The sequence below is a fragment of the Stenotrophomonas sp. STEN031 genome, from assembly GCF_056759975.1.
The window spans coordinates 1-13491 of record NZ_JBRREA010000035.1; the positions used below are offsets into that span (position 1 = coordinate 1).

The following is a 13491-nucleotide window of genomic DNA, read 5'->3' on the forward strand; positions in this document are numbered from 1 at the left end:
ATGCTCGGCAGGGGCCTTGCCGGTGAAGCCTCTGCCGAGCATGGCTCGGCACTACTGGCTGGCTTTATCGGGAAGGCCTCTGCCGCGCATGGCTCGGCACTACTGGCTGGCCTTGCCGGTGAAGCCTCTGCCGAGCATGGCTCGGCACTACCGGCTGGCTTTACCGGTGAAGCCTCTGCCGAGCATGGCTCGGCACTACAGGTGAAATCGCGGGCAATAAAAAACCCGACGCAAGGTCGGGTTTTTCATGCCGGGAGTCTTGCGACCCCGGGTGATCGCGCGGATCAGGCAGCCTTGATGGCCTTGATGCGAGCGGTCAGACGGCTCTTGTGACGCGCAGCCTTGTTCTTGTGAATCAGGCCACGGGCGCTGAAACGGTCAAGGATCGGCTGGGCGACGGCGAAGGCTGCCTCGGCGCCGGCGGCGTCGTTGGCGTCCAGAGCCTTGATCACCTTCTTGACGGCGGTGCGCAGCATCGAACGCTGAGCCGTGTTACGCGCGTTGCGCACAACGGTCTGCTTGGCGCGCTTCTTGGCGGACTTGATATTGGCCACAGTGGTGGTTTCCTGAAAATCGATGTGGTGGGAACAGCAAGCATGCAAGTATGATGGCTGTCCGAATGAACGTCAAGTCAAGTTGTCAAGGGGGCCGTGGGTGAGTTCACCGCGCATGTTGCGGGGGCTGCTGTCGTTCAGCAGCATGACGATGATTTCCCGGGTCCTGGGCCTGGTCCGTGATCAGGTTATCACTACCACCTTCGGTAGCAACGCGGTCACGGATGCATTCTGGGTCGCGTTCCGGGTGCCCAACTTCCTGCGCCGGCTGTTCGCGGAGGGCTCTTTCGCCACCGCCTTCGTGCCGGTTTTCACCGAGGTGAAGGAGACCCGGCCGCATGCCGACCTGCGCGAGCTGATGTCGCGGGTGTCCGGCACCCTGGGCGGCGCGCTGTTGGTGATCACCGCCCTGGCGCTGATTTTCACCCCGCAGCTGGCCTTCCTGTTCAGCAGTGGCGTCAGCGATCCGGCCAAGCAGGGCCTGTTGGTCGATCTGTTCCGGCTGACCTTTCCGTTCCTGCTGTTTGTCTCGCTGACCGCCCTGGCCGGCGGTGCGCTGAACAGCTTCCAGCGGTTCGCGATGCCGGCGCTGACGCCGGTGATCCTCAATCTGTGCATGATCGCCGGCGCGTTGTGGCTGGCGCCACGGCTCGGCGGGACGCCGGAGAAGCAGATCCTGGCGCTGGGCTGGGCGGTGCTGGCGGCCGGCGTGCTGCAGTTGCTGTTCCAGCTGCCGGGCCTGAAAGGCATCAATCTGCTGACCTTGCCACGCTGGGGCTGGAACCACCCCGATGTGCGCAAAGTGCTGACCCTGATGGTGCCAACCCTGTTCGGCTCTTCGGTGGCGCAGATCAACCTGCTGCTGGATACGGTGATTGCCGCCCACCTGACCGATGGCTCGCAGTCCTGGCTGTCGCTGGCGGACCGCTTCCTGGAGCTGCCGCTGGGCGTGTTTGGCGTGGCCCTGGGTACGGTGATCCTGCCGGCGCTGGCCCGCCACCACGTCAAGACGGACGGCGAGGGCTTCTCCAATGCGCTGGATTGGGGGCTGCGGATGACGCTGCTGATCGCCGTGCCGGCGATGTTGGCCCTGCTGTTGCTGGCCGAGCCGCTGATCGCCACCTTGTTCCAGTACCGCAGATTCACCGAATTCGATACCCAGATGACCGCATTGGCGGTTTATGGCCTGAGTTTCGGCCTGCCGGCCTTCGCGTTGCTGAAGGTGGTGCTGCCGGCCTTCTATTCGCGCCAGGACACCAAGACCCCGGTGCGCGCCGGCCTGGTCGCGCTGGTGGCCAATATGGTCTTCAACTTCATCCTGCTGGCGGTGGTTTTCCACTTCATGGTGCCGCCGGAGCTGAGGCAGCAGGGGGTGATGGTGGCCCTGGGCAAGCAGCCGGGCCTGCATCTGGCGCTGGGCATTGCCAGTGCCTTGTCCAGCTATCTGAACCTGGCGCTGCTCTGGTATTGGCTGGGCAAGACCGGGGTCTACCAGCGCCGGCCGGGCTGGGCGGGCTACCTGCTTCGCTTGGTTGTGGCCTGTATTGCGATGGTGGCGGTGCTGCTGGGCCTGCTGCATTGGTTGCCGGAGTTCACGCCGATGGATAAGTGGCAGCGTGCCAGCGCCCTGGCGCTGCTGGTCGGCGCCGGCGGTGCGAGTTATCTGCTGGCGATGATTGCGATGGGCTTCCGTCCCCGCGACCTGCGCGGGCATTGAGCCGCCCGTTATACTTCAGGGCTACACACGACAGAACCGGCCCGTATGGGCCGGATCCGGATGGAATGAGCAGGCTTTTTAGAGACGTCGAAGGCGGGGTGTTGTTCCCGCAGGGAAGCGTGGTCTGCATTGGTGCCTTCGATGGCCTGCACCTGGGCCATCGGGCGCTGGTGCGCCACGCAGTTGCCCGTGCCCGCGCCTTGGGTGTGCCCGCGGTAGCCTTGGGCTTCGAGCCGCTGCCGCGTGAGTTCTTCGCCAAGGACAACCCGCCGCCGCGCTTGATGCTGGCCCGTGACAAGGTCGCCACCCTGCGTGAGCTGGGGGTCGACAGCGTCGGCCTGCTGCGCTTTGACGCCAGGATGGCGGCGATCACCGCCGAGGATTTCGTCCGTGACATGCTGGTGCGCCGGCTCGGTGCGCGTGAAGTCTGGATCGGCCCGAAGTTCCATTTCGGCAACCGCCGTGGCGGCGATATCGCGCTGCTGCAGGCGATGGGCGCCGAGCTCGGCTTTGTCGCTGGTGAAATCGAGCCGGTGCACCTGAACGGCGAGCGCATTTCCAGCACCCGCATCCGCGAGTTGATCGTGGCCGGTGAGTTCGATCATGCCGGCGAGTTGCTGGGTCGGCCGTATTCGATTGGTGGCCGGGTGGTGCGCGGGCGCCAGTTGGGCCGCACCTTGGGCTTCCCGACCGCCAACTTGCGTTTCCCGAAAACACCCGCACTTTCTGGTATCTACGCTACGTGGGTACATGGCGTTTTCGAGCAGCCATGGCCGTCGGTGTCGAGCTTCGGCACGCGCCCCACGGTTGAAGGTGTGGAACCGCTGCTCGAGGCACACCTGTTCGACTTCCATGGCGATCTTTACGGCCGCCATATCGAAGTGGAATTTGTCGCCAAGCTGCGGGATGAAGAGAAGTTCAACGATCTGCCGGCGTTGACCGAGCAGATGCACCGCGACGCAGAGCAAGCGCGTCGCATCCTCAACGAACACAGATTGCGAGCTACCGCGTGAGCCAGGATTACAAAGCCACCCTCCATCTGCCGGCAACGGAATTCCCGATGCGCGGCGACCTGCCCAAGCGCGAGCCGGGCATCCTGGCACGTTGGGAAGAGCAGGGCATTTACGCGCAGCTTCGCGAGAACGCGAAGGGTCGCCCGCTGTTCGTGCTGCACGACGGCCCGCCGTATGCCAATGGCCAGATCCACCTGGGCCACGCGGTCAACAAGATCCTCAAGGACATCATCGTCAAGTCGCGTTACCTCGACGGCTTCGATGCACCCTACATCCCGGGCTGGGATTGCCATGGCCTGCCGATCGAGATCGCGGTCGAGAAGAAGTGGGGCAAGGTCGGGGTCAAACTCGATGCCGAGCAGTTCCGGCAGAAGTGCCGTGAGTACGCCGAAGAGCAGATCAACCTGCAGCGCGCTGATTTCAAGCGCCTGGGTGTGATTGGCGATTGGGAGAATCCGTACAAGACGCTGAGCTTCGATTTCGAGGCCAACGAGATCCGTGCGCTGTCCAAGATCGTTGCCAACGGCCACCTGGTGCGCGGTGCCAAGCCGGTGCATTGGTGCTTCGACTGTGGCTCGGCGCTGGCCGAGGCCGAGATCGAATACCAGGACAAGACCTCGCCGGCCATCGACGTGGCTTACGCCGCGCGCGATTCCAAGGCGCTTGCCGCCAGCTTCGGCGTCGAGCTGCCGGCTGGCGTGGAAGTGGCGGTGCCGATCTGGACCACCACGCCGTGGACGCTGCCGGCTTCGCTGGCTGTGTCGCTGGGTGCGGATATCGAATATGCGCTGGTCGAAGGCCCGGCCCATAACGGCCAGCCGCGCTGGCTGGTGCTGGCCTCGGCGCTGGCCGAGCGTTCGCTGTCGCGCTACGGCGTGACCGAGGTGGTCGTGCACGGCCATGCCAAGGGTTCGGCGCTGGAAAACCAGCTGCTGGCACACCCGTTCTATGCCAACCGCGACATCCCGCTGCTCAACGGTGAGCACGTTTCGGATGCCGACGGTACCGGTGCGGTGCACACCGCGCCCGGCCACGGCCAGGAAGACTTCGCGGTCAGCCAGCAGTACGGGCTGATGGACAAGTACAACGCCGGCCAGATCAACCCGGTCGATGGCCGTGGCGTCTACCTGTCGTCGACGCCGCCGGCTGGCACGGTCGAGCTGGCTGGCCAGCATCTGTGGAAGGCACAGCCGCTGATCGTCGATGTGCTGCGAGAGAGCGGCGCGTTGCTGGCGTTCTTCGAGATCCAGCACAGTTACCCGCATTGCTGGCGCCACAAGACGCCGGTGGTGTTCCGCGCCACCCCGCAGTGGTTCATCTCGATGGACAAGGCCAACCTGCGCAACGACGCGATGGCGGCCATCGACAACGTGGGCTGGTTCCCGAGCTGGGGCAAGGCGCGTATCAGCAGCATGGTCGACGGTCGCCCGGACTGGTGCATCAGCCGCCAGCGTACCTGGGGCGTGCCGATTGCCTTGTTCACCCACCGCGAAACCGGTGAGCCGCACCCGCGCAGCGTCGAGCTGATGCAGCAGGTGGCCGATCGCGTGGAGCAGGGCGGCATCGACGTCTGGTATTCGCTGGACGCCACCGAACTGCTTGGAGGCGAAGCCGCCCAGTACGAAAAGGTCACCGACATCCTCGATGTCTGGTTCGACTCCGGCGTGACCCATGAAGGCGTGCTGCTGGCACGTGGTTATGGCAAGCCGGCCGACCTGTACCTGGAAGGTTCCGACCAGCACCGTGGCTGGTTCCAGTCCTCGCTGCTGACCGGCGTGGCCATCGACAAGCACGCGCCGTACAAGCAGTGCCTGACCCACGGTTTTACCGTGGACGAGCACGGCCGCAAGATGTCCAAGTCGCTGGGCAACGGCATCGAGCCGCAGGAAATCATGCGCACCCTGGGCGCGGACATCCTGCGCCTGTGGATTGCCTCGGCCGATTACAGCAACGAGATGTCGCTGTCGCAGGAAATCCTCAAGCGCAACGCCGACGCCTACCGCCGCCTGCGCAACACCGCGCGCTTCCTGCTCGGCAACCTGGATGGTTTCGATCCGACCCAGCACCTGGTTGCCTTGGCGGAAATGGTCGCCCTGGACCGCTGGATCGTGCATCGCGCGTTCGAGCTGCAGGAGAAGATCAAGGCCGCCTACGCCAACTACAACATGGCCGAGATCGTGCAGCTGCTGCTGAACTTCTGCAGCGTCGACCTGGGCTCGCTGTACCTGGACGTGACCAAGGACCGCCTGTACACGATGCAGGAGGATTCGCGCGGCCGTCGGTCGGCGCAGACGGCGATGTTCCACATCGCCGAAGCGTTCGTGCGCTGGGTGGCACCGATCCTGACCTTCACCGCCGAAGAGCTGTGGGGCTATCTGCCGGGCAAGCGTGCCGACAACGTGTTGTTCACCACCTGGTACGACGGCCTGGCGCCGTTGCCGGCCGATGCCCAGCTGGGCGCAGCCGATTTCGACCAGTTGCTGGCGCTGCGTGAGCAGGTCTCCAAGGTGCTGGAGCCGATGCGTGCCAATGGCGCCATCGGTGCCGCGCTGGAAGCGGAGATCACTGTCGCTGCCAACGAGGAGCAGGCCGCGCGCTGGCAGCCGCTGGCCGAGGAACTGCGCTTCCTGTTCATCAGTGGCGATGTCAGCGTGCGCCCGGCGACCACCGACGAGGTGTTTGTCAGCGCGCAGCCGACCGACAAGGCCAAGTGCGTGCGTTGCTGGCATTACCGCGCCGATGTCGGCTCGGTCGAAGCGCATCCGGAACTGTGCGGCCGTTGCGTCAGCAATATCGATGGCGCTGGCGAAGACCGCCGCTGGTTCTGATGGCGAGCAGCGAGTGAACAGGGGTGAGAAGCGAGAAACGGCAACGGTCTCCTTCTCGCTTCTTTGGTTGTTGAACTTTCAAGGGTGTTTGCATGCAGTCCAAAGCGGTTAAACCCAATGCGTTGATCTACCTGCTGGTGTCGGTGGCCGTGATCGGCCTGGACCAGTGGAGCAAGGCCTGGGTGCTGTCCAGCCTGCCTGAGTTCACCCCGGTGCCGGTGATCGAGGGTTTCTGGAACTGGTACCGCACCTATAACACCGGCGCAGCATTCAGCTTCCTCAGTGATGCCGGTGGCTGGCAGCTGTGGTTCTTCACGTTTCTGGCCGTCGCGATCAGTGGGTTGATGGCGTTCTGGCTGTCGCGCACGCCGCGCGCCAACTGGCGCAGTGCGCTGCCGTATGCGCTGGTGATCGGTGGTGCCATCGGCAATGTCATCGACCGCCAGATTCATGGTCACGTGGTGGATTTCATCCAGTGGTATATCGGTGACCATTACTGGCCCTCGTTCAACATCGCCGACGCGGCGATCGTGGGTGGCGCCATTGGCATCGCGTTGATGGGCCTGCTTGATGGCAAGGCCGAGAAAAAAGCCGGATGATTCCGGCATCTGTTCCCGCATTAGCGACCGTCAGCGGTCGGAGTCGTTGAAGATGGACGTATTGCTCGCCAATCCCCGTGGTTTCTGTGCCGGTGTCGACCGCGCCATCGAGATCGTCAAACGCGCCATCGAAACCCTGGGTGCGCCGATCTATGTGCGTCACGAGGTGGTGCACAACCGTTTCGTGGTCGATGACCTGAAGGCGCGCGGCGCCATCTTCGTGGAAGAGCTCGATGAGGTGCCGGATGGAAATACCGTCATCTTCAGTGCGCATGGTGTGTCGCAGGCGGTGCGCATGGAGGCCGATCGGCGTGGCCTGAAGGTCTTCGATGCCACCTGCCCGTTGGTGACCAAGGTCCATCTGGAAGTCGCACGTCACTGCCGCGCCGGCCGCGACGTGGTGCTGATCGGCCACGAAGGCCATCCCGAAGTGGAAGGCACCATGGGCCAGTGGAACCGCGAGAAGGGCGTGGGCCATATCTATCTGGTCGAGAGCGTGGAAGATGTCGAGAAGCTGCAGGTATCGCAGCCGGAGAACTTCGCCTACACCACCCAGACCACCTTGTCGGTGGATGACACCCGCGCGGTGATTGAAGCGCTGCGCAAGCATTTTCCCAAGATCCAGGGGCCGAAGAACGACGACATCTGCTACGCCACGCAGAACCGTCAGGATGCGGTGCGCGACCTGGCCAAGGAATGTGATCTGGTGCTGGTGGTGGGTTCGCCGAACAGCTCCAATTCCAACCGTCTAAGCGAGCTTGCACGTCGTGAAGGCGTGGAGTCCTACCTGATCGATGGCGCGGACGAGATCGATCCGCAATGGGTGGTCGGCAAGCAGCACATCGGCCTGACGGCCGGTGCATCGGCACCGCAGGTGCTGGTCGACGGTGTGATTGCACGGTTGCGCGAACTGGGCGCGGGCAGCGTGCGCGAGACGGGTGGCGAGCCGGAAACGATGGTGTTCGCGCTGCCGAAGGAATTGCGTCTGCGCCTTGTGGACTGAGGGCGGACACTACGGTACTACGAGCGATGAAGCCGATCCTCCGGGTCGGCTTTATTCGTTTTTGGGCGTTGCCGTAATCGCAGTGCCTGAGGTATTGAATTCCTGGCTCGCGCGCTTGGCGATGAAGTCGATGAAGACACGCACCCGCGGCACCTGCGCTGCCATCGGCGGCCAGACCAGAAAGATGCCGGTCGGTGCGGCGGAGTAGTTGCCAAGCACCTGCAGCAACCGACCATTGACGACGTCTTCGCGAACGACATAGTCAGGCAGTTGCACGATGCCCAGTCCGACCAGTGCGGCACTTGCCAGCGCCGCCACATCATTGAGGGCGGAGTCGGGTGTGGTGGACCTGGGTAGCGCCCCGTCCCGGAATCGCCAGGGTTCCAGTCGCTCGTTGTCCGGATGCCGGTAATGGATGCAGCAGTGGCAGGCCAGATCCATGGGCGAGCCGGGAACACCGCACTCGGCAAGATAGCGCGGCGAAGCACAAGTAATGAGTGCATAAGACCCCAGTCGGCGCGCCTGCAGGCTGGAATTTTCCAGTTCGCCTGCCCATAGCGCGAGGTCAAAGCCATCCTCGACGATGTCGCGACGGTCGGCATCGAGACTGAGCGCGACGTTGACTTCGGGATGCTGCATGGCGAAGTCGCGCAGTGCGGGCAGCACGAACTTGCGCCCCAGAAGGGGGCTGGCAGTGATCTTCAGGCGTCCGCGTGGCGTGCGTTGACGCATGTTCAGTTCGCGCTCGGCCTCCTGCAGGTCGCTCACCACTTTGTTCGCGTAGCGGTATAGCACCTCGCCCTCATCGGTGAGCGCGAGGGAACGGGTAGTGCGGTTGAGCAGGCGCATGCCCAGGCGCAACTCCAGTCGCTCGACGGATTTGCCGACCGCCGAAGCGGATAGGCCCAGTTGCCGGCCTGCGGCCGAAAAGCTTCCCGCCCGCACTGCGGAAGCGAACGCGATCAAACCATTCAATGATTCCAGCGATGAGAGGACTGAGGACATTTGTTCCTGGCTGTGATGACAGTTGCATGGATTCTGATTGCGCCGCCGGCGACCGACGATGGACGCCAAGGTTCCGCCAACGGCAGCGCTTGCGGCACGGCTGTTTGAAGCTGGCGGAGGTTGGTTTGACGGTTCTGCGGCAAGGAGGTGCTCGCCATGGCGACTCGGCAAAAATACGCGGGTACAGGGGCGCAGGTGCGCGGTGACAGTGCGCATGCGCTGGCCAGTTCGGAGGAGTCGCACTACGACGTGGTGATTGTCGGGGGCGGTTCGGCGGGCGCGGTGATGGCGCGTCGGCTCAGCGAGGAGTCGTACCGGCGTGTCCTGCTGATCGAGGCCGGGCCAGCCTATGCGCCCGACGCCTACCCCGATGCGGTACGCCAGCAGCACATCATCGGCGGCGATGCCACGCACGACTGGGGATATTCGGCCGAACCAACGCGCTACGGGACGACGATACCGGTCCCGCGTGGCAAGGTGCTGGGTGGCTGTTCGGCGGTCAATGCGGGTGTGGCGATGCGCGCGCCAGCCGGTGACTTCGAGCGCTGGGCCGCGGCGGGTCTGGAACACTGGACGGCACAGGAGGTGCTGCCGTTCTTCCAGCGCAGCGAGAGCACGGTGCACGGCGAGGATGCCGTGCATGGCCGCAGCGGGCCGTGGCCCATCCATTACCTGCAGGATGATGAAGTGTCGGACATGCAGCGCGCCTTCATCGCCGCGGCAGTGCAGGCGGGCTTTGCGCGGGTGGATGACTTCAACGGCGAGCAGCCGTTCGGCGTCGGTCCTTATCCGATGAACAACCGGATGGGGCAGCGGCTCAATACCGGCATGACCTATCTTTCGCTTGATGTGCGGATGCGACCCAACCTGACGATCCGCAGCGAGGTCCTGGTTGATCGTGTCATTTTCGAGGGCCGACGCGCGGCAGCGGTGCTGCTGGCCGATGGCCAACGTATTGCCGCTGGCAACATCGTGCTGAGTGCCGGCGCCTATGGCACCGCAGCGGTGTTGCTGCGCTCCGGGATTGGCCCGGCGAAGCATCTGCAGGAGCTGGATATCGAGGTGGTTGCTGACCTGCCGGTCGGCCAGCGACTGCAGGAACACCCATTCTTCTATACCACCTGGGCCGCGCGCCCGGATCGGCTCGGTCTGCCGGTGCCGCCGGTCGGCGCGATCCTGTGGGCGCGCTCGTCCCAGGCTGCCGCCAATGTCGGTGATCTGCATGTGTCGGCAGTGCATTACGGTGACCCGCAGGCCTCGCCCACCGGGGCGATCTTCATGCTGGCCTTGGCGTTGACCCGGCCACGCGCGCTGGGCTCGGTGACGCTGCGTTCGCGCGCGCCGGAGGTGGCACCGGTCATTGCACTCAACCTGTTGAACGATGCACAGGACCGGCAATTGATGGTGGAAGGCATCAAGCTGATCCGGCATATCGCCAGACAAGCCCCCTTGGCGGCGTTGATTGCCGAGGAGATGGTGCCGGGCGCGCTGGCAACCTCGTACGAGGCACTGGAGGCGGCGCTGCCCATGGCGCTGGACATCTACCACCACCCCACCTCCACCGCGCCGATGGGCGGTGCGAACGATGCGCACGCGGTAACCGACTACCAGGGGCGCGTACGCGGTGTGGACGGGTTGCGCGTGGCCGATGCCTCAGCATTTCCGGACGTGCCATGCGTGGCAACCAATCCGACGGTGATCATGCTGGCCGAGCGCATCAGCCAGTGGATGCGGGATGCAGGCTGCTGATGTGGCGCAACGAGCTCGCATCGCGTTTGAAGCGCACCGTGCTGATCTGGCTGGCGGTGTATCCCACCGTGTTGACGGTGGTGAGTGTGTTCGGCTCGTACTTCAAACAGTGGCCATTGCCGCTGCGGGTGATGGGGTCGACGCTGATCATCGTGTCGATCGTGGTCAACATCAGCGCGCCCTTGGTGGAGCTGCTGGTATCCGCAGTGTGGCGCTCTGCAGCAAACGACCGGCACGGGCCGGTGGACCCTGACTAATCAACGTGCGGAGGCCGCATGAGCGGATCGAGCAAATCCCCGGATCACCTGCGGCGGGCTGCCAACTGGATCAATGGCATTCCGCGTTTTGATGGCGTGCTCAAGGATTCTATAAATCCGGCTACATATGAGGTGATCGGCAGTTACCCGGACAATGGTCGTGCTGCGGCGATGGCGGCGGTAGCGGCTGCGTCGCAGGCCTTCCAGCAGACCCTGTGGGCGCACGACCATGAGTTGCGCGCGCAGGTGCTGGAACAGCTGGCGCAGGCATTCGAACGCAACCGGGATCGCTTGGCCAAGATCCTTTCACTGGAGAACGGCAAGATCGCCGCCGAGGCCAAGTTCGAACTGGACATGGTGCCCAGCAAGCTGCGCTATTCGGCGGCGACCGCGATGCTGGAGGCGGGCCGCGCGCTGCGCCCGAAGCCGGGCCGGCTGTCGATGGTCCTGCGCCAGCCGATGGGGGTGGCAGCGGTGATTGCTCCCTGGAACTCGCCGGTGGTGCTGACCATCCGTTCGTTGGCACCGGCATTGGCCGCTGGCTGCACCGCAGTGATCAAACTGCCGGCGCAGGTAGCGCAGATCGCCAGCACCATGGCCAGGATCATGGCCGAAGCCGAATCCCTGCCGCGTGGTGTCATCAATCTGTTCTTCGAAAGCGGCGCGGAGGGCTCCAGTTACCTGGTGGAGTCGCCGCAAGTACCGGTGGTGAGTTTTACAGGATCCACCCGCACCGGCCGGGCGATAAGCGGTAGCGGGGCCAGGCACCTCAAACGCTTCGGCATGGAGCTGGGGGGCAAGACGCCGATGATCCTGTTCGAGGATGCCGATCTGGGCCAGGCATTGCCCATGCTGGAGAAAGCGCTGACCGTCTTCAGTGGCCAGTTCTGCATGACCGGCTCACGCCTGCTGGTGCATGACGCGCTCTACGACGCGGTGCGTGATGGCATGGGCGCGCGCCTACGCATGGTCAAGGTGGGCCCGGCGGCGGACCCGCACAGTGACATGGGGCCGTTGATCGATCGCGCAAATGTGGCGCGGGTGGATGCGGTGGTCGAGCACGCAATCGGCTCCGGCGCGATCGTGGTCGAACGTGGAGGCCCCATTACCACCGGTCCGCTGCGCAAAGGCGCGTTCTTCCGCCCGGCCTTGCTGGAAGTGTTCGACAACGCGTTGGACATCATCCAGCAGGAAACCTTCGGCCCAGTGCTCACCATTCAACGCTTCAATGACGAGGCACAGGCGATCCGCCTGGCCAACGACAGCGAATACGGTTTGGCTGCCAGCGTCTGGACGCGCGACGTGGACCGCGCATTGCGTGTTGCCGAGGCGCTTGATGCCGGCTCGGTCTGGATCAATGACTGGGCGCGGGTTTTCGACGGCACGGAGGAGGGCGGCTTCAAGCAGTCCGGGCTGGGGCGACTGAATGGACTGGCCGCCCTGGAAGACTTTCTGGAATACAAACATATCGCGCTGCGCCCTGGTATGAGTGAGTGCTGATCTGCGCCGCGCCTGCGCGAGCTGCTGTCTGCTGCCGCGGCGGTGCGGTGCGAGGACACGACGATGGCGACAGACATCTCGCAGGCGCTGTTCGCTGCCCTGCGCGCCGGGGCAAAGGTGGCCACCGGTGGCCGGGTGAATCATGCACGCGGCCTGCTGGTGGAAGGGCATTTCCGTGCCACCGCCACTGCGCCGCAGTTCTGCATGGCCGCCGTATTTGGCGGCGAGGACCAGCGCGTAGTCGCGCGCTTTTCCAGCTCCGGTGCCAATCCACATATAGATCAGCGCAGCCCCGCCGGCGAACCGCGCGGCCTCGCCCTGCGGATTGGCAACAAGGCGGGAATGGTGCTGATAGGGCACTCGCTGGAAGGCTTTCCGGCCAGCGATCCGGAAGCGTTTCTCGCTTTCTTGAATGCACTGAATCAACGCGAGCGCTCACCAGCGATGCTGGCGGCGCAGTTGGCTGCATGCCCGGCGGCGGCGCGTTTCGAGGAATTGCGCGCAGGTGCGGTGACCAGCAGCTTCAGCGCCCTGGATTACCACATGCTGCACGCCTACCGGCTGATCGCTCCGGACGGGCACGCGCGCATCGGCCGCCTCAGTGTGCGCGCGACCAAACACTACGTCGCCCGCGCGCCGCCGGACGGTCCGGACTACCTGGACAAGCGTCTGCGCGGCGAACTATCGAAGGGCAGCGTGGTATTCGCCCTGCTGTTCACCCCGGTGCCCGAGGATGAGGATCCGGCCGACATCAGCCGCGGCTGGGACCCGGCCACGCCATCATTCGCGCTTGGCCACATCTGGCTGGAGCGGCTGCTGCCGCAGCAGGCCAGCCAGCGCAAAGTGGCCTTCGATCCGGCGTTGTTACCGGCCGGGATAGGGTTTGCAGGCGACCCGATGCTGCACGCAAGGCTCAGGGCGTATCGGCTGGCTGCGGTGCGGCGGCTGGGGCGGTAGATGGTGTTGTGGTGCCGGGTCGAGTGCTGTGGTTTCCCTCCTGCACTCGGACTGATGATCACTTCGGGCAATTGCCGGGCTTGGCCAGCGCCAACTGCCCCAAGGCTCGGGACAGTCTCTTGCAGCGGGTGGATTGACCGCGGCTCCCGCCTTTGCCTACAATTCGCGCCTTCGCCGGAATAGCTCAGTTGGTAGAGCGGCGCATTCGTAATGCGTAGGTCGTAGGTTCGATTCCTATTTCCGGCACCAGATTAGGCCCGCCTTGCGCGGGCCTTTTCTGTATGTGAGGCCCGATGCGCGTTTGAGCAT

At 64.4% G+C, this 13491-nt stretch carries 11 protein-coding genes and 1 tRNA gene; 10 read left to right on the plus strand and 2 right to left on the minus strand.

From position 1 onward, the window contains the following. Positions 1-284 precede the first annotated feature (284 nt). The gene (rpsT, locus tag ACVOLQ_RS15215) at positions 285-554 is read right to left on the minus strand and encodes a 30S ribosomal protein S20 (RefSeq protein ID WP_057629708.1); all 270 of its coding nucleotides are present in this window, start codon (positions 552-554) and stop codon (positions 285-287) included. A 115-nt stretch (positions 555-669) separates the two neighbouring features. On the opposite strand from rpsT, the gene murJ reads away from it, so the two are divergent. The 5 genes from murJ (at position 670) to ispH (ending at position 7714) form a co-directional block, all read left to right on the plus strand. Continuing rightward, a complete protein-coding gene (gene murJ / locus ACVOLQ_RS15220; protein ID WP_481528526.1) occupies positions 670-2271 on the plus strand; it encodes a murein biosynthesis integral membrane protein MurJ in 1602 nt (533 codons plus the stop codon). 65 nt (positions 2272-2336) lie between these two features. Continuing rightward, a complete protein-coding gene (locus tag ACVOLQ_RS15225; RefSeq protein WP_313169174.1) occupies positions 2337-3284 on the plus strand; it encodes a bifunctional riboflavin kinase/FAD synthetase in 948 nt (315 codons plus the stop codon). Beyond that, positions 3281-6112, plus strand: a complete 2832-nt coding sequence (ileS, locus tag ACVOLQ_RS15230; RefSeq protein WP_481528507.1) for an isoleucine--tRNA ligase — start codon at positions 3281-3283, stop codon at positions 6110-6112. The genes ACVOLQ_RS15225 and ileS overlap by 4 nt, the downstream gene beginning before the upstream one ends. A 92-nt stretch (positions 6113-6204) precedes the next feature. After that, a complete protein-coding gene (lspA, locus tag ACVOLQ_RS15235; protein WP_313169177.1) occupies positions 6205-6711 on the plus strand; it encodes a signal peptidase II in 507 nt (168 codons plus the stop codon). 52 nt (positions 6712-6763) lie between these two features. Beyond that, a complete protein-coding gene (gene ispH / locus ACVOLQ_RS15240; RefSeq protein ID WP_313169179.1) occupies positions 6764-7714 on the plus strand; it encodes a 4-hydroxy-3-methylbut-2-enyl diphosphate reductase in 951 nt (316 codons plus the stop codon). Between the two features lie 51 nt (positions 7715-7765). Here the strand turns inward: ispH and ACVOLQ_RS15245 are convergent, their stop codons facing one another. Further along, positions 7766-8689, minus strand: a complete 924-nt coding sequence (locus ACVOLQ_RS15245; RefSeq protein ID WP_481528508.1) for a LysR family transcriptional regulator — start codon at positions 8687-8689, stop codon at positions 7766-7768. Positions 8690-8875: 186 nt separating this feature from the next. Here ACVOLQ_RS15245 and ACVOLQ_RS15250 point away from each other — a divergent pair, with 186 nt between their 5' ends. From ACVOLQ_RS15250 to ACVOLQ_RS15270, 5 genes are all read left to right on the plus strand, one after another. After that, positions 8876-10468 carry a GMC family oxidoreductase gene (locus ACVOLQ_RS15250; protein WP_481528509.1) on the plus strand — a complete coding sequence of 531 codons (1593 nt, stop codon included), beginning with the start codon at positions 8876-8878 and terminating at the stop codon, positions 10466-10468. Then, entirely contained in the window at positions 10468-10725 is a 258-nt protein-coding gene (locus tag ACVOLQ_RS15255; protein ID WP_481528510.1) for a hypothetical protein, read from the plus strand. The genes ACVOLQ_RS15250 and ACVOLQ_RS15255 overlap by 1 nt, the downstream gene beginning before the upstream one ends. A gap of 18 nt (positions 10726-10743) precedes the next feature. After that, positions 10744-12225 carry an aldehyde dehydrogenase family protein gene (locus tag ACVOLQ_RS15260; RefSeq protein ID WP_481528511.1) on the plus strand — a complete coding sequence of 494 codons (1482 nt, stop codon included), beginning with the start codon at positions 10744-10746 and terminating at the stop codon, positions 12223-12225. A gap of 63 nt (positions 12226-12288) precedes the next feature. Further along, complete coding sequence (locus tag ACVOLQ_RS15265) at positions 12289-13182, plus strand: catalase (protein WP_481528512.1); 894 nt, start codon at positions 12289-12291, stop codon at positions 13180-13182. 173 nt (positions 13183-13355) lie between these two features. Continuing rightward, positions 13356-13431: transfer RNA gene (locus ACVOLQ_RS15270), tRNA-Thr, on the plus strand. The last annotated feature ends 60 nt before the right edge of the window (positions 13432-13491 follow it).

Excerpts from the sequence above, each read along its gene's own strand:
- ACVOLQ_RS15225 (WP_313169174.1), top strand. The coding sequence starts at position 2,337 with ATGAGCAGGCTTTTTAGAGACGTCGAAGGCGGGGTGTTGTTCCCGCAG.
- ACVOLQ_RS15265 (WP_481528512.1), top strand. The coding sequence starts at position 12,289 with ATGGCGACAGACATCTCGCAGGCGCTGTTCGCTGCCCTGCGCGCCGGG.
- ACVOLQ_RS15250 (WP_481528509.1), top strand. The coding sequence starts at position 8,876 with ATGGCGACTCGGCAAAAATACGCGGGTACAGGGGCGCAGGTGCGCGGT.
- ispH (WP_313169179.1), top strand. The coding sequence starts at position 6,764 with ATGGACGTATTGCTCGCCAATCCCCGTGGTTTCTGTGCCGGTGTCGAC.
- ACVOLQ_RS15255 (WP_481528510.1), top strand. The coding sequence starts at position 10,468 with ATGTGGCGCAACGAGCTCGCATCGCGTTTGAAGCGCACCGTGCTGATC.
- murJ (WP_481528526.1), top strand. The coding sequence starts at position 670 with ATGTTGCGGGGGCTGCTGTCGTTCAGCAGCATGACGATGATTTCCCGG.
- ACVOLQ_RS15260 (WP_481528511.1), top strand. The coding sequence starts at position 10,744 with ATGAGCGGATCGAGCAAATCCCCGGATCACCTGCGGCGGGCTGCCAAC.
- lspA (WP_313169177.1), top strand. The coding sequence starts at position 6,205 with ATGCAGTCCAAAGCGGTTAAACCCAATGCGTTGATCTACCTGCTGGTG.